Genomic DNA, 14,864 nt, shown 5'->3' on the forward strand with positions numbered 1-14,864 from the left:
CACCTGCCCCGGCAATTGACGACAATACAAACAGGCTCGGCTGACTCGTGCAAGCTTTTTCGACCATCCGGTCGGCTTTGTTGATCCTGTCGCTGAAATTTATGTACTGAATTTTCGTTGCGTTCGCAACATTATATCTGAAAGCAGGGTATTTCTACGGTTTGCCGCAGCTAGGCCTTTGTTTCCCAGTCATCCGCGCGCCCGTCGGTTCGTAAAACAAACCGACGGGGAATCATAGATTGCGCGTCGAAAACGTATCGCAGGCACGCATGTCACCGCTCTCTAACCCCCGCGCAAACCAGCGTTGGCGCTGTTCCGAGGTGCCGTGGGTGAATGTATGCGGCATGGGAACGCGCCCTGCATTGCGTTGCAGCGTGTCGTCACCAATCTGACGCGCAGCATTCATCGCTTCAGCAATATCTCCGCGTTCCAGTGACCCAAACCGCGCCTGTGCCTCGCGCGCCCAGATGCCGGAAAAACAGTCGGCTTGAAGCTCGATCCGAACCGAGACCGCGTTGCTTTCTTCCTGACTGACCTGCTGACGAATCCGATTGGCCTGCATCAGAATGCCAAGTTCGTTCTGGACGTGATGGGCAACCTCGTGGGCAACCACATAGGCAGCCGCGAAATCTCCGCTGGCACCCAGCTTGCGTGACATGGTGGTGAAGAACGCCGTGTCCAGATAGACCTTACGGTCTGCGGGGCAATAGAATGGGCCAGTCGCGCCCGATGCGCCGCCGCACGGGCTTTGGGTGACACCTTTGTAAAGCACGAGCGTAACGGGGGCATATGTGTCGCCCACCTGCGTGCGAAACAGATCGGCCCAAACCTCTTCCGTATCTGCCAGTGTCACCGAGACGAACTCGCCAGCTTGCCGATCGGCTTCGGTGATCTCGCCACCGCCGTTTCCGCCAGCAACACCGCCGCCTTGCAACAACGGCGTGACATCAACGCCCATGAAGTAGCCAATCGCCAGAATAGCCAGAAGGCCAAGCCCGCCGACCTGCGCTTTACCGCCGCCTGCCCGTCTGCGATCTTCGATATTTCGGCTTCCCCGCCGACCTTGCCATTTCATACCGGAACTCTCCTACCATTCACCACCTACGCAACCACAGTCAGTTTACCGCTCTATTTGCTGACTTCAAGAATAGCTCACTTGACCTTGGGCCACGCGCATGTTTCGTCAGGGACACGTATAGAGGGCACGAGCATGATTAAACGGCTTTATGACTGGACAATGGGGCTGGCCAACACGCCGCACGCGCTTTGGGCGCTGGCCGTGGTCGCCTTTCTGGAAAGCTCGGTCTTTCCGATCCCGCCGGATGTCCTGATGATTCCCATGATTATCGCCCGCCCCTCGCGTGCCTTTGTGATCGCAGGTGTTGCTCTGGTCGCCTCGGTTCTGGGTGGTATGTTCGGCTATTACATCGGCTGGGGCATGTTCGAAACCGTCGGGCGCCCCGTGTTGGAATTCTACGGCAAGGACGCCTATTTCGACGAGTTTGCGACGCGCTATAACGAATGGGGCGCCTGGGCTGTCCTGATCGCGGGCGTCACCCCCTTCCCTTACAAGGTGATCACCATTCTGTCAGGGGCAACCGGGCTGAACTTCGGCGTCTTCATGGTGGCCAGCTTAATCGCCCGCGGGCTTCGGTTCTTCATCGTGGCAGCTTTGCTGTGGAAATTCGGCGCCCCGATCCGTGACTTCATCGAACGCAGGCTGGGCCTGATGTTCACTCTATTCTGCCTGCTTCTTGTCGGCGGATTCTATGTGGTGAAATTCCTATGAACTTGCTTGATCGCCTCCCGACCAAAACTCTTATCATCGCGGCCGCTCTGGCCTCGGCCAGCATCTTGGCCGGCGCATTTGTCTTTCAGTCCTTGGGGTATGCGCCCTGTAAAATGTGTCTGTGGCAGCGCTGGCCCCATGCGATTGCGATTGCACTGGGCGGTGCCGCACTGGCCACCAAGATGCGCCTTCTGCGCTGGGTGGGCGCGTTGACCATGGCCGTGTCCGCTGGCCTTGGCATCTACCACTCGGGTGTTGAGCGGAAGTTGTGGGAGGGTCCGTCGTCCTGCACAGGCGGAGGTGTGGGCAACCTGTCGGTCGACGACCTGCTGGCGCAGATCCAAGCCGCCCCCCTGATCCGCTGCGACGAGATCCCGTGGCGCCTGTCCGACATGATCCCGATCGAGGCATTGGACATCACCATGGCCAACTTCAACGCCATTGGCTCGCTGGTCTTCATGGCGTTGTGGATCGTAGCAGCCCGCCGCGCAGACTAGTCCTTGTTGCGCAGAAGCTGACGCAGGATGCCGTGGAACATCTGCACGTCCAGACGGCTGAGGTTCAGGCGGCTCCACATATTGCGCTGGGTAATCTTCATCACCTCGGCCTTGGTCTCGGGATAGAAATACCCGGCTTCGTCCAAGCGTTTTTCATAGTGCTCGGCCAGTTTCTCGACCTCGATCGCACTGGCCGGTTCGCTGCTGGCCCATTCCATCACGTGATGCGCGGTCTCATGGGTCTGGCGGCGATATTCATAGGCGGTCAGCAGCACACATTGCGCGAGGTTCAACGAGGCAAATTCCGGGTTTACCGGGACCGAGATCAGGGCATTCGCCCGCGCGACCTCGTCATTTTCCAGCCCTGTGCGTTCCGGACCGAACAGCACGGCCACTTTCTTGCCCTGCAGACGCATCTGACGGGCTTCTTCCATCGCGCGCTCGGGGCTCAGCACCGGTTTGGCCAGATCACGTGACCGCGCGGTCGTCGCATAGACATAATCGCAATCGCCAATCCCCTCGGCCAGCGTGTCATAAACACTCGCCGCATCCAGAACACGCCCCGCGCCCGAGGCCATCGCCACGGCGGATTGGTTCGGCCACCCGTCGCGCGGGTTGATGATCCGCATCCGCTCCAACCCGAAATTCAGCATTGCGCGCGCGGCGGCACCAATGTTTTCCCCCATCTGAGGGCGGACCAGAACGATTTCAGGCTGAGGTCCCAGTTGGGTCTCGGGGGTATCCATTGCGGCAGTCTCTTTCATTTGCTCGGGCGCGTGATACGCTGAGCAGGATCATTCGGCAAGCAGGAGCTTTCCCATGGCTTATGACAGCGGTCTTTATGAAATCCTGAAAGACGATCTAGGCGAACGGCCCGATCTGGTGGAAAAGAAAATGTTCGGCGGCATTGCCTTCATGCTGAACGGCAACATGCTGTGTGGCGTGCATAAAGACGGCGCCATGTACCGGGTCGGAAAAGAACACGAGGCAGCAGCACTCGTCTTGCCCGGCGCGCGCAAGATGGATTTCACAGGACGTCCGATGGGCGGGTTCATTGATGCCGGTGAAGAGGCGATGGCAGATGACGACACCCGCGCGGAATTACTGCGTCTGGCCGTGGATTTCGTGTCCTCTCTGCCCGCAAAGTAACGCCTACGCTTGCAATAGCGACAAACCCGGCTATGAAGCCTGTCAGAAAGAAGAAGAAGGATCGCGCAGATGGCCGACACTGAACAGGACCGCCCCCAGCTGTATCTGGTGACCCCGCCCGAGATCGAGCTGTCGCGTTTCCCGACCGAACTGGCCAAAGTGCTGGATACCTATGACACCGCCTGCCTGCGCCTGTCGCTGGCCACCACGGATGAAGACCGCATCATGCGCGCCGCCGATGCCTGCCGCGAAGTCGCCCATGCCCGCGATGTCCCGATCGTGATCGCAGAACACGCGCTGCTGGTCGAGCGTCTGGGGCTGGACGGTGTGCATCTGGGCGACGGCGCACGCCGCGTTCGCAAAACCCGCGATGATTTGGGTGCCGACGCCATTGTGGGCGCCTATTGTGCCGCCTCGCGCCATGACGGCATGAACGCAGGCGAAGTTGGCGCGGATTACGTCAGCTTTGGCCCGGCCGGATCGACGCCCCTTGGCGATGGTACCCGCGCGGAACATGATCTGTTTGCATGGTGGAGCCAGATGATCGAGGTGCCCGTGGTCGCCGAAGGCGCGCTGGACGAAGACACGATCCGCGCCCTCACCCCCGTCACCGACTTCTTCGCCATTGGCGAGGAAATTTGGCGCACCGAGGATCCCGCGGCCACGTTGGGTCGCCTGCTGGCGGCAATGGACGGTTAACGTTCGACGTTCAGATCGCCAAGACCTTCCCGAATGGCCGCCTCGCAATGGGCGGCCAGTTCTTTTCGACCCTTGAAGTCCGAGACCTTAACTGGCGCGTGATAGACTAGCTCGACCCGCCCTTGGCGCCTCACAGCCAAGGTCTGGAGCAAATGCGGGCCAAACTCCATGTCACCCCACCACCCATAGAACCGCGGATCATGTCCTTCCGGGGCGAAATATCGGATCGTGACGGGCTGCACCCACATGAAATCCCGCAAATCCGGCGTGAAGAAGGCGGCGAAGAGCGTTGACTTGAAGGGCAGAACCCGCTGGCTGTCCGAGGATGTGCCTTCCGGGAAAAAGAGCAGCTTGTGCCCGGCCATTAGACGGGTGCGGAAGACCTCGATCTGGGATTGCGCCTCTTTCCGGTCGCGGTTGATGAACACCGTCCCCGTCGCGCGCGCCAGCCAGCCAATGCCCGGCCAGCCCGCGACCTCGGATTTCGACACGAAATACACCCGTTTGCGGGCATTGAGCGAAAAGATATCCAGCCATCCCGCGTGATTGGCGACCACAGCACCTTTTTGCTTCATCGGTGTTCCGTTTGTTGCGAAGTGTATCCCAAGGATCCTAAAGGCGTTGCGGCAGACAAACTGTGTGATGTGCGGCGTGATGGGCCTCTGCGTGCCAAAAATCGGTCGCTCGAACAGTCGTACCAGCAGCAGCAAGATCAACCCGCCGAAAACCAGAATGCCAAGCGGCAATCCGCGCCGAACAATGCGCAGATACTCTAATTTCGAGGGGTGAAACGCGTGCGGCTCGTGCCCGCCCTGCCACGTTGCATTCATGTTTTGCCCCCCGCATAGATGGCGCGCGAACGGTCATTGACCAGCGACATATCGATGATCAGACAGACATCGGTGGTGTTGAAGACATGATCGACAAACGCACCTTCTCCCACGAACCCGCCAAGCCGCAGATAGCCTTTGATCAGCGCCGGAACCGCACGCATGGCTGCCGGGCGATCGATCTCGCTTTCCGGCATCAGATCCATCGATTGATACACGTTTGGCTGGGCGCGCACCCGAATGGCTTCGGGCGCAAGGTGACGGTGATGCAGCAGGGACAAAGGCGCCTTCAGCGCGTCAACATCCGTCCCGTGGAACGAGGCTACGCCGAACAGAATTTCGATCCCGTGCTCTTCCACATAGCGGGCCAATCCGCCCCATAGATGCATCATCGCAGCTCCGCCGCGATAGTCCGGATGCAGGCAAGACCGACCTAATTCCAACAACTTACGGCCCGAATTCTTCAGGATGCTGAGGTCATACTCGTCCTCGGAGTAAAAATGGTCTGGCCCGTCGGGCGTGTTCAGTTTCTCGCCCCGCAGCAAGCGATAGACCCCAACCGCAGGGGAACCTTCGCGCGCGTGGTCAAACAGGATCAAATGATCATAGAACGGATCAAACGCATCACGTTCCAACCCGTTCTCGTGGTCCACCAAAGGCCCGTCCCCGCCCAGCTCGCGCACGAAGACATCGTAACGCAGCCGTTGTGCTGCGATCAGATCTGCGTCACTCTGGGCAAGTCTCAGTTCAAATTCGGGCGCAGTCATTGGCAATTAACCATTTGATAACCTTGTTCAGCTCATATGGCTCAGACACCGGACGCGCAATGGGCATCCGCGCGGCACCTTAGCGTTCAGGAGGCGTAAATACAGGCATCAAGTCAACATGTTCAATCATGATCACCTTCTTTCCGGCGTGCTCGAAGTTTACCGTGACGCGCCCACCGATATTGGATTGCACCTGCCCCAGCCCCCAATCGGGTTTCTCGGGGTGGCGCACCAGCATTCCCGGTTCAAGAAGTGATCCCAATCCCATGACATTCTTCCCTATCAGGCTTCAAACATGACCAAACAAGACCGCGACCTGACCGCGTTGATCGGATCCCGCATCTGCCATGACCTTATCAGCCCTTTGGGCGCAATCGGCAATGGGGTAGAGCTGTTGCAACTGTCCGGCATGGGCGACAGCCCGGAAATGGCGCTGATTGCAGAGAGCGTGACCAATGCCAACCTGCGGATCCGCTTTTTCCGCGTAGCGTTCGGCGCTGCGGCTGACGGCCAATCGCTGTCTGAAAAAGAAATTCGCGCTGTGCTGGCCCCCGGCGTCGATGGGCGCAAGATCAAGATCGACTGGCAGCCTGCGGGCGATCTTCCCCGAACCGAAGTGAAACTGGCTTTCCTTGCGTTGCAATGCTTTGAAAGTGCGATGCCCTGGGGCGGTCAGCTGACTGTCACACGCACTGATGAGCGCTGGCAGATGTCGGCGCAAGGCGAACGTTTGAACATCAATCCCGATCTGTGGGGCCTGCTGTCCGAAGCCAAACCCGATCTCGAGGTGCCGCCTGCCCATGTCCATTTCGCGCTGATCCGGCCAGAGCTGCAACGGCAAGACCGAACAGCTATGGTCCAGATCGCTGACCAGAGCATCGCTCTGACCTTCTGAACGAAAAAGCCGCCCCTGAGGGCGGCTTTTAATTTAGGCGCGCGTGGTGCCGTCGCCGACGACCAAATACTTGAACGATGTCAGCTGCTTAGAACCCACCGGGCCACGCGCGTGCATCTTGCCAGTGGCAATCCCGATCTCGGCCCCCATGCCAAACTCGCCGCCATCGGCAAATTGGGTCGATGCATTGCGCATCAGGATCGCGCTGTCCAGACGAGTGAAGAAATGCTCCGCCGTCGCATCATCTTCCGTCATGATCGCATCCGTGTGGGACGAGGAATAGCGGTTGATGTGATCAATCGCGCCGTCCACGTCATCGACAAGCTTGGCGGCGATGATGCTGTCCAGATACTCGTGGCCCCAGTCGTCTTCAGTAGCGGGAACACTGCCGGTCAGGCCATCGCTCACGCGCACCTCAACCCCGGCGGCCATCAGATCGTCGATCACCGCCTGCCCCAGGCCCAGTGAATCGCGGTGGATCAGCAGACACTCGGCCGAGCCACAGATACCGGTCCGGCGCGTCTTGGCGTTCATTACGACCTTACGGGTCTTCTCGGCATCCGCATCCTTGTCGATATAGATGTGCACGATCCCTTCCAGATGGGCAAAGACCGGCACGCGCGCCTCGCGCTGGACCAGCCCCACAAGCCCTTTGCCGCCCCGCGGGACGATCACGTCTACATAGTCGGTCATCGTCAGCATCTCGCTAACTGCGGCGCGATCACGGGTCGGGATCAGTTGAATGGCGTCCTCGGGCAGACCGGCGGCGCGCAGTCCGTCTTGCAAGCATTCATGGATCAGCCCTGCCGAGTGGAAGCTTTCCGAGCCGCCCCGCAGGATCACCGCGTTCCCGGCCTTCAGGCACAAGGCGCCCGCATCTGCGGTCACGTTGGGGCGGCTTTCGTAGATCACACCAATTACACCCAACGGGGTACGCACGCGGCGAATGTTCAGGCCCGTGGGACGGTCCCATTCTTCCATCACCTCGCCCACCGGATCATCCTGCGCGGCCACAGCACGCAGCCCGTCGCACATACCTTTGATGCGGTCTTCATCCAGCATCAAACGGTCCATCATCGCGTCCGACAGACCTTTGCCCCGGCCAAACTCCATGTCTTTTTTGTTGGCGGCGATAATGTCATCCCGACGTGCCCAGCAGGCATCGGCCGCGGCCATCAAGGCCTTTTCCTTGGCCTCGGCTGGGGCGAAAGCAAGGTCACGTGCGGCCGCGCGGGCGCGGGTGCCAATGTCGGTCATCATGGTTTTGATGTCGTCGCTCATCTTGCTTTCTCCATTAAGGTCGTCTTGTAGCTTATTGTCTTTAAAGGGACATATCGTCCCGATGGATCAGAGCCGCGCGGCCCGGGTGACCCAGAATGCGCTCGATCTGGTCGGAGCGCTGGCCCTTGATGGCGCGTGCCTCGTCTGCTGTATAGCCCGCCAGCCCCGCGCCCAAATGGGTGCCATCCGCGCCCTGAATGTCAACGGGATCGCCCCGCATGAAGGCGCCAATGACATCCGTGACACCCGCAGCCAACAACGACTTACCGGATCGGAGCGCCTGCACGGCGCCGTCATCCAGCACCAGCACGCCCTGAGGTTTCATCGACGCGATCCAATGCTTGCGCGCGGCTTTCGGCGTGGTGCGTGCGGTGAACAGCGTCGCCGCAGCCCCTTCGATCAGAGAGTTCAGCGGGTTCATCCGCGACCCTTCGGTGATCGTCATATCGCACCCGGCCCCGGTCGCAGTCTTCGCGGCCATGACCTTGGTCTTCATCCCGCCCTTTGACAGGCCGGTGCCGGCGTCACCCGCCATCGCCTCGATCTGCGGGGTGATCTGGTCGATCACGTCAAAGCGCGTGGCAGTCAGGTCGTCCTTAGGGTTGCCGGAATAAAACCCATCCACGTCCGAGAGCAGCACCAGATGGTCCGCGCCAATGGTCACAGCCACTTGCGCGGCCAGACGGTCATTGTCGCCAAAGCGAATTTCGTCAGTCGCAACCGTGTCGTTTTCGTTTACGATCGGCACCACGCCCAGCGACAGAAGCGTTTCCAGAGTCGCCCGCGAATTCAGATAGCGACGGCGATCGGCGCTGTCTTCAAGCGTCACGAGCACCTGAGCGGTGGTGGCGCCCAGCGGGGCCAAAGCCTCTTCATAGGCACGCGCCAAACGGATCTGACCTACAGCCGCAGCCGCCTGAGATTGTTCCAACGACAGTGCGCCCATCGGCAGTCCCAACACGCCCCGACCCAGTGCGATCGAGCCCGACGAGACCAGCACCACATCCGCGCCACGCGCTTTCAGAGCGGCCACGTCCGCACAGAGCGAGCCAAGCCAATTCGCTTTTAGCGCACCGGTTTCTGCATCCACCAACAGTGCCGAGCCGATTTTGACGACGACACGTTTTGCCGTGCTTAGGGCTGCCACGTCTCTTCTTCCTCTTGCGGCTTCTGCCGAATGCGATCTTCCGAGATTTCGGTGCGCAGCGCGCGCAGAACATCCGTGGTACCTTGTTGGGCCACGCCCGACATCAACATCACCGGACCACCGACGGCTTCTTCCAACGCGGCCAGTTTCTCGGCCCGTTCATCGTCATCCAGCGCGTCGATCTTGTTCAGGACAGTCACGCGCGGCTTATCGCCCAGAATGTCGCCATAGTTTTCGATCTCGGTAATGATGGTCTGCCAGTCGGCGACCACGTCCTCGGTAGTGCCGTCGACCAGATGCAGGAGCACCGCGCAGCGTTCGACGTGACCAAGGAACAAATCGCCCAGCCCCCTGCCCTCGGACGCGCCTTCAATCAGGCCCGGAATGTCCGCGACCACAAACTCGGCCCCGTCGACGCCGACAACACCCAAGTTCGGGTGCAGCGTGGTAAACGGATAGTCCGCAATTTTCGGCCGCGCGTTCGAAGTCGCGGCAAGGAAGGTCGATTTTCCCGCATTGGGAAGACCCAAAAGGCCTACATCCGCGATCAGCTTCAGACGTAGCCAGATCGTGCGTTCAACACCGGCCAGACCGGGATTGGCGCGACGCGGCGCACGGTTGGTCGAACTGGTGAAATGCAGGTTGCCGAAACCACCATTGCCGCCCTTGGCGATGACAATCCGCTGGCCAACCTCGGTCAGGTCAGCAATGACGGTTTCCTCGTCCTCATCAAGAATCTCGGTACCCACAGGAACGCGCAGGACGATGTCTTCGCCATCCGCGCCGGTGCGTTGCTTGCCCATGCCGGGGCGGCCATTGCCCGCGAAGAAGTGCTGTTGATAGCGGAAGTCGATCAGCGTGTTCAGGCCGTCAACCACCTCGACCACAACGTCGCCACCGCGCCCGCCGTCGCCGCCATCCGGCCCGCCATATTCGATATATTTCTCGCGCCGGAACGACACGCAGCCAGACCCGCCCGAACCGGACCGGATATAGACCTTTGCTAGATCGAGAAACTTCATAACGCGCGCCTTTCTGTTATGTCACAGGCGATAGAGGGAAATTGGCCGAGGCTCAAGTCCAGAGCCTGCAGCAAGGGCAATTGGATCAGCTTTCTGGTCGCGAAAGTGGGAAATCAGGCGATTGCGCGCGCGCCTCCCAATCCGCACGCGACAGGCTGAGCTTGATCAGCACCTCATCGCAATCGCGCGAGACGCAATGCGCGTTTTCGATCTTCCCGGTGTTTCGGAACCCCAGCCCCGTCAATACTGCGCGCGACGCATGGTTGCCGGGGAAGTGGCCCGAACCGATTTGGTCCAGATCCGTGGTCGCAAACACATGCGAAATTAAAGCGCTCGCCGCTTCCCGCATGACGCCTCGACCGTGATGCTTGCGCCCCAGCCAATACCCCAAAGTCGGGTCAAGGCCGACGACGCCCAGAACCTCTCCACCCTCATCAATCGCCAGCCCACCCAACGGATTGGTGGTGGCGAGATAGTTCAGAAATCCGTCGAAATCCGCCCGCGTATAGGGATGCGGCACAACCGTCAGCCAGCGCGCCACCTCAATATCGTCAAGAAGCGCGACGACCTGATCGCCGTCATCCGGCGTCAGGGGGCGGAGCGCAAACCGTTCCGTCCTGATCTGGATATTCTTTTCCATGGCAATGTGTTACGCCATCTTCCTGATGTAGGTCCAGGTTGGCACATTGGCCCCGCGCGCCACCGAATGGCTTTCCGCGTCGCCAATATATTCGAACCCTGCATGTGTCAGCACACGGGCCGAGGCCGGGTTGTCTTGGAAGACTTCCGCAAAGATGGTGCTATTGGCCTGGGGGTTCGCCTCGATCAGCGCACAGACAGCCTCGGACGCGATACCCGAGTTCCAGAACCCCGGCGACACCCAATAGCCAAGCTGGCTCTGCCCGCGATCCAGCGCGTTCAGCGTAATCACGCCCAGAACGTCATCCTGATCCTCGTTCAGACTGTCCATAACCCAGACATCCTCGTTCCGGTCCTCGGCCATGGCGCGGTCAATAAACGCCTCGGTCACGCCGGGCGGCAAGGGATGCGGGATCGAGCGCGTGGCCTCAGCCACCCGTTTGTCCGACACAGACAGGACCAATGCCCCAAGATCCGAGGGCCGCACCGGGCGCAGCACAAAACGCTCCGCCTGAATGATCGGCTGGGTTCTGATATCTACATGCTTCATGGCTTTCCCTCCTCTGAAAAGCACTGAATGCACCGCCCGTTCTTCCCGTGAAGACCAACGCATAACCTGCGTTTTCGGCGCTTTTAGGGCGTTCTTATGAACGTTGGATGAACAGGCAAGTAAGTACTGAAAACAAAAAGAAAAGGGGCCGGCTATCACAGCCGGCCCCTGAAATTTCACAACCTCGTTAGGTTTCGGCTTACTCTGCGGCCTCCGCCACCGGGAGAACCGAAATAAAGGTGCGGCCTTTCAGGCCTTTGTGGAATTTGACGGTGCCTTCGCTGGTTGCAAAGATGGTGTGATCTTTGCCCATGCCCACGTTCTCACCCGGCCACATCTTGGTACCGCGCTGACGCACGATGATGTTGCCCGGGATCACAACCTGACCACCATATTTCTTTACACCAAGGCGACGACCGGCTGAGTCGCGGCCGTTACGGGATGAACCGCCTGCTTTTTTATGTGCCATGCTATCTCTCCTTAGCTCTTGTTAGCCTTTGGCCAGTTCTTTGGCCTGCTCTACCCAGCCTTCACGCTCGATACGGCCTTTGAACGACAGTTTCTCGTCGAACTCAGCGATATCAGCTTCGCCCCAAGCGGCGATCTGAGCAAAGGTGGTGATGCCAGCTTCCAGCAGTTTCTTTTCAAGCGCGGGGCCTACGCCCGACAGCTTTTTCAGATCGTCAGCACCGGCGGGTGCTTCTGCCTTGGCGGCTTTCTTCGGAGCTGCTTTCTTTGCCGGGGCTTTCTTGGCAGGCTTCGCAGCAGCTGCAACAGCAGCACCCGAAACCGAACCTGCACCGATGGCAGCTTTCACGCCCGACTTGTCGGCACCCTTTTCCAGGATGTCAGTCACGCGGAGCAGCGTCAGTTGCTGACGGTGACCCTTGGTGCGCTTCGAGCTGTGCTTACGGCGACGCTTCACGAAGTGAATGACTTTTTCGCCTTTGATCTGGTCAATGACTTCTGCCTGTACACCAGCACCTTCTACGGTGGGGGCACCAACAGTCGAACCGACCATCAGAATCTCGTTGAACTGGACTGTCTCGCCAGCATCGGCCGCCAGCTTTTCAACGCGCAGAACGTCGCCAGCCTGGACCTTATACTGCTTGCCGCCGGTTTTCAGAACCGCAAACATTTGATCTTCCTTCATAATCCGCGTCCTATGGCCCCGGGTTTATCCGGTGTTTGTCGAAGGGCCCATCCCTTCCATTGCCTCGAACTGCGCGCCCGCCACTTGCGTTTTGGACATAGTTTTCAACCCCCGCACAGGAAAACCCCGGCAGGAATGGCGGCTTATCGGGTGGATCAGGTTGAAAGTCAAGACTTTTAAGCCGCGTTAGGACGCTTATTTTCAAGCGCTTTGGCTGGCTCTTGCAGGTCTGTGCAGGGCATATTAGCCAAGAGCCTAAAGATGTTCCAGCCTGAATGGATCCGACATGCTGCCTTTGAACTCAAATCAGATCCCTGCCCTGTTTCAAAAAGCAGGTACTCTTGCGCGGTCAGGCAAGCCGGATGAAGCGCTGAAAGTGCTGGCGCAGCTGCGCACCATGGCACCTGGTCGGGCCGAAGTTCCCTTTCAGATCGGCCAGATCCACCAACAATTGGGCCACACGGACGCCGCGCTGAAAGCATATGGCGATGCCGCGCGACTTGCCCCGGCCGAGGTCACGGTCTGGAGGGCTTATGTCAATCTTGCCCTGACCCTTGATCCTTCGTCCCGCACCATGGTGGCCAAGCAGTTGAAGAAGGCCAAGCTGCCGCCTGCTGAACTGAAAAGATTGACCACCGTATTGAAAGGCTCCGGCGCCAGCACCAAGCGCGTCAGCAAGACCGCTACGAAGGCCGAGATCGACGCACTAACTGACCTTCTGAACGCAGGCCGCGCGAATGAGGCCGAGGAACAAGCCCGCGCGCTTCTGGCCCGTGGTACGAACGAGGCTGTCTCGATGGTGCACGGCGTCGCGCTGGCCGCCTTGGGTCAGGCTGACAAAGCCGAACACGCCTTTAAAACCGCGCTGGCCAAAGATCCCGACTATGGCGAGGCACTGGCGCAGTACGGGCAGTTCCTTGTCAAGCACGCACGCCGCACCGAGGCCCGCAAGGTCTTGGAACACGCCCGACGGATCATTCCCGACAACCCGATTGTCCTTGGCAATCTTGGGGTGCTCTACACCGATATCAATGCCCCGCGCGAGGCGGTGGACGTTCTGGACGCCCTTCTAAAGAAGGCGCCCGGAAACCCAGCCGGGCTCTTCACCCGCGCAAAAGCACGCCTGACCTTGGAAGACGCTGCTGGAACACTTGAAGATCTGGACGCATTGGCCGCAACATCCGCGCCCACGGGTGAAATGCTGGCGCTGCGGGCCATGGCCGAAAAGCTGCTGGGCAATCTGGACGCCTCGCGCGACGCGATCGAGAAGGCGCTTAAGACCGATCCGAACCACCTGCGTGTCGTGACGATGGCAGCGAACCTGCTTCAACAAGCCGGGGACTTTGAGGCAGCCGAAACGGTGCTGCGCGACGCCATCGCGCGGGGCGTCCGGTCGGGTTCGGTCTATCGGATGATCGCACAGGGGCGAAAACTGCCACAGGATGATCCGCTGATCGACGAGATGAAGGCCCTATGGGACCGCCCCGATCTGCCCGACGAAGCCCGCGTCGATCTCGGCTATGGCTTGGTGAAGGTGATGGAAGATCACAAGAATGCCGAAGCCGTCTGGACCTATCTGTCGCGCGCGAACGAGGTGATGACCCGCCTGCACCCTCATGACATGAGCAAGGAACAAGGCGACTTCGATCGCTTCAAAGCATTCCTGACGGGGTTTGACACGGCACGTATTGGACGCTGCGGGTATGATCAGAACAGCACGATCTTCATCACCGGCCTGCCCCGTTCCGGCACCACGCTGGTCGAGCAGATCTTGGCCAGCCACTCCACCGTCACCGGCGGGGACGAGCTGGGCATTTTTCACCCGCTGGGCTTTGAACAGGTCGCCAAGGTCGCCCAAGCGGGCGGGCATATTGGGGATATGACGGACGCGCAGTTCGACGCGCTTGGCCGTGCCTATCAGGACGCCATCGACACTCGCCTGCCTGACGCGGATCGCATCACAGACAAAACGATCTCGACCTATCAGATCGCGCCTTTGGTCTGGCTGGCCATGCCGAAGGCCAAGATCGTCGCGCTGCGGCGCGACCCGCGGGACAATCTATGGTCGATCTTCAAGAACCGCTTTGTGCCTGGACTGCACCGCTACAGCTATTCGCAGGCTGCACTGGTCCAGACCTATCGCCTATACACGGAATATCTTGACCTCTGGCGGGAACTGGCCCCGGATCGGATTTACGAGATCTCGTACGAGGCTCTGGTCGACGATCCAGAAACCGAGATCCGCAAACTTCTGGAGTTCTGTGATCTGGAGTGGGAAGACGCTTGTTTGGACTTCCACAAGACCAAACGCGATGTGAAAACCCTGTCCGTCGCGCAGGTCCGCCAACCGCTTTACAAAAGCTCGGTCGGCAAGTGGGAACCCTATGCCGAACACCTGACCGAACTGTTGGATGGGCTGGCGAAGATCGAAGATGGAAACCGCTAG

General features: G+C 59.7%; 18 protein-coding genes. 6 read left to right on the forward strand and 12 right to left on the reverse strand.

Annotated features, from left to right (window positions below):
* Window positions 1-232: 232 nt before the first annotated feature.
* Window positions 233-1,075 (reverse strand): KPN_02809 family neutral zinc metallopeptidase, encoded by an 843-nt coding sequence (gene ypfJ, locus EOL43_RS10950; RefSeq protein ID WP_133488465.1) that lies wholly within the window; start codon window positions 1,073-1,075, stop codon window positions 233-235.
* A 135-nt stretch (window positions 1,076-1,210) separates the two neighbouring features.
* Here ypfJ and EOL43_RS10955 point away from each other — a divergent pair, with 135 nt between their 5' ends.
* Both EOL43_RS10955 and EOL43_RS10960 read left to right on the forward strand, forming a co-directional pair.
* A complete protein-coding gene (locus tag EOL43_RS10955) occupies window positions 1,211-1,789 on the forward strand; it encodes a YqaA family protein (RefSeq protein WP_133488468.1) in 579 nt (192 codons plus the stop codon).
* Window positions 1,786-2,286 (forward strand): disulfide bond formation protein B, encoded by a 501-nt coding sequence (locus EOL43_RS10960; protein WP_133488470.1) that lies wholly within the window; start codon window positions 1,786-1,788, stop codon window positions 2,284-2,286. The genes EOL43_RS10955 and EOL43_RS10960 overlap by 4 nt, the downstream gene beginning before the upstream one ends.
* Here EOL43_RS10960 and EOL43_RS10965 read toward each other — a convergent pair.
* Complete coding sequence (locus EOL43_RS10965) at window positions 2,283-3,032, reverse strand: RNA methyltransferase (protein ID WP_133488472.1); 750 nt, start codon at window positions 3,030-3,032, stop codon at window positions 2,283-2,285. The genes EOL43_RS10960 and EOL43_RS10965 overlap by 4 nt on opposite strands.
* 73 nt (window positions 3,033-3,105) lie before the next feature.
* Here EOL43_RS10965 and EOL43_RS10970 point away from each other — a divergent pair, with 73 nt between their 5' ends.
* On the forward strand, window positions 3,106-3,435 hold the full coding sequence (locus EOL43_RS10970) for a TfoX/Sxy family protein (protein ID WP_133488474.1): 330 nt from the start codon (window positions 3,106-3,108) through the stop codon (window positions 3,433-3,435).
* A 69-nt stretch (window positions 3,436-3,504) separates the two neighbouring features.
* Window positions 3,505-4,134 (forward strand): thiamine phosphate synthase, encoded by a 630-nt coding sequence (locus tag EOL43_RS10975; protein WP_133488476.1) that lies wholly within the window; start codon window positions 3,505-3,507, stop codon window positions 4,132-4,134.
* On the opposite strand, the gene olsA is transcribed toward EOL43_RS10975, so the two are convergent.
* From olsA to EOL43_RS10990, 3 genes are all read right to left on the reverse strand, one after another.
* Complete coding sequence (olsA, locus tag EOL43_RS10980; RefSeq protein ID WP_133488478.1) at window positions 4,131-4,964, reverse strand: lyso-ornithine lipid O-acyltransferase; 834 nt, start codon at window positions 4,962-4,964, stop codon at window positions 4,131-4,133. The genes EOL43_RS10975 and olsA overlap by 4 nt on opposite strands.
* Window positions 4,961-5,737, reverse strand: coding sequence for an L-ornithine N(alpha)-acyltransferase (gene olsB, locus EOL43_RS10985; RefSeq protein ID WP_420867513.1), 777 nt, complete (start codon window positions 5,735-5,737; stop codon window positions 4,961-4,963). The genes olsA and olsB overlap by 4 nt, the downstream gene beginning before the upstream one ends.
* A 73-nt stretch (window positions 5,738-5,810) precedes the next feature.
* The gene (locus EOL43_RS10990) at window positions 5,811-5,999 is read right to left on the reverse strand and encodes a DUF3553 domain-containing protein (protein ID WP_133488482.1); all 189 of its coding nucleotides are present in this window, start codon (window positions 5,997-5,999) and stop codon (window positions 5,811-5,813) included.
* A gap of 27 nt (window positions 6,000-6,026) precedes the next feature.
* Between EOL43_RS10990 and EOL43_RS10995 the strand changes: the two genes are divergently transcribed.
* Window positions 6,027-6,626 (forward strand): histidine phosphotransferase family protein, encoded by a 600-nt coding sequence (locus EOL43_RS10995; protein WP_133488484.1) that lies wholly within the window; start codon window positions 6,027-6,029, stop codon window positions 6,624-6,626.
* A 33-nt stretch (window positions 6,627-6,659) separates the two neighbouring features.
* Here EOL43_RS10995 and EOL43_RS11000 read toward each other — a convergent pair whose 3' ends face one another.
* From EOL43_RS11000 to EOL43_RS11030, 7 genes are all read right to left on the reverse strand, one after another.
* The gene (locus tag EOL43_RS11000) at window positions 6,660-7,907 is read right to left on the reverse strand and encodes a glutamate-5-semialdehyde dehydrogenase (protein WP_133488486.1); all 1,248 of its coding nucleotides are present in this window, start codon (window positions 7,905-7,907) and stop codon (window positions 6,660-6,662) included.
* A 40-nt stretch (window positions 7,908-7,947) separates the two neighbouring features.
* Window positions 7,948-9,054, reverse strand: a complete 1,107-nt coding sequence (gene proB / locus EOL43_RS11005) for a glutamate 5-kinase (protein WP_133488488.1) — start codon at window positions 9,052-9,054, stop codon at window positions 7,948-7,950.
* Window positions 9,042-10,076: a GTPase ObgE gene (gene obgE / locus EOL43_RS11010; RefSeq protein WP_133488490.1), complete on the reverse strand. Its 1,035-nt coding sequence runs from the start codon at window positions 10,074-10,076 to the stop codon at window positions 9,042-9,044. The genes proB and obgE overlap by 13 nt, the downstream gene beginning before the upstream one ends.
* Window positions 10,077-10,161: 85 nt before the next feature.
* Entirely contained in the window at window positions 10,162-10,716 is a 555-nt protein-coding gene (locus EOL43_RS11015) for a GNAT family N-acetyltransferase (RefSeq protein WP_133488492.1), read from the reverse strand.
* Between the two features lie 9 nt (window positions 10,717-10,725).
* Window positions 10,726-11,265, reverse strand: a complete 540-nt coding sequence (locus tag EOL43_RS11020) for a GNAT family N-acetyltransferase (protein WP_133488495.1) — start codon at window positions 11,263-11,265, stop codon at window positions 10,726-10,728.
* A gap of 199 nt (window positions 11,266-11,464) precedes the next feature.
* Window positions 11,465-11,734, reverse strand: coding sequence for a 50S ribosomal protein L27 (rpmA, locus tag EOL43_RS11025; protein WP_133488497.1), 270 nt, complete (start codon window positions 11,732-11,734; stop codon window positions 11,465-11,467).
* A 21-nt stretch (window positions 11,735-11,755) separates the two neighbouring features.
* Window positions 11,756-12,403 carry a 50S ribosomal protein L21 gene (locus EOL43_RS11030; protein ID WP_133488860.1) on the reverse strand — a complete coding sequence of 216 codons (648 nt, stop codon included), beginning with the start codon at window positions 12,401-12,403 and terminating at the stop codon, window positions 11,756-11,758.
* 301 nt (window positions 12,404-12,704) lie between these two features.
* Here EOL43_RS11030 and EOL43_RS11035 point away from each other — a divergent pair, with 301 nt between their 5' ends.
* Entirely contained in the window at window positions 12,705-14,864 is a 2,160-nt protein-coding gene (locus EOL43_RS11035; RefSeq protein ID WP_133488499.1) for a tetratricopeptide repeat-containing sulfotransferase family protein, read from the forward strand.

The sequence above is a fragment of the Aliiroseovarius marinus genome (assembly GCF_004360145.1).
GTDB lineage: Bacteria > Pseudomonadota > Alphaproteobacteria > Rhodobacterales > Rhodobacteraceae > Aliiroseovarius > Aliiroseovarius marinus.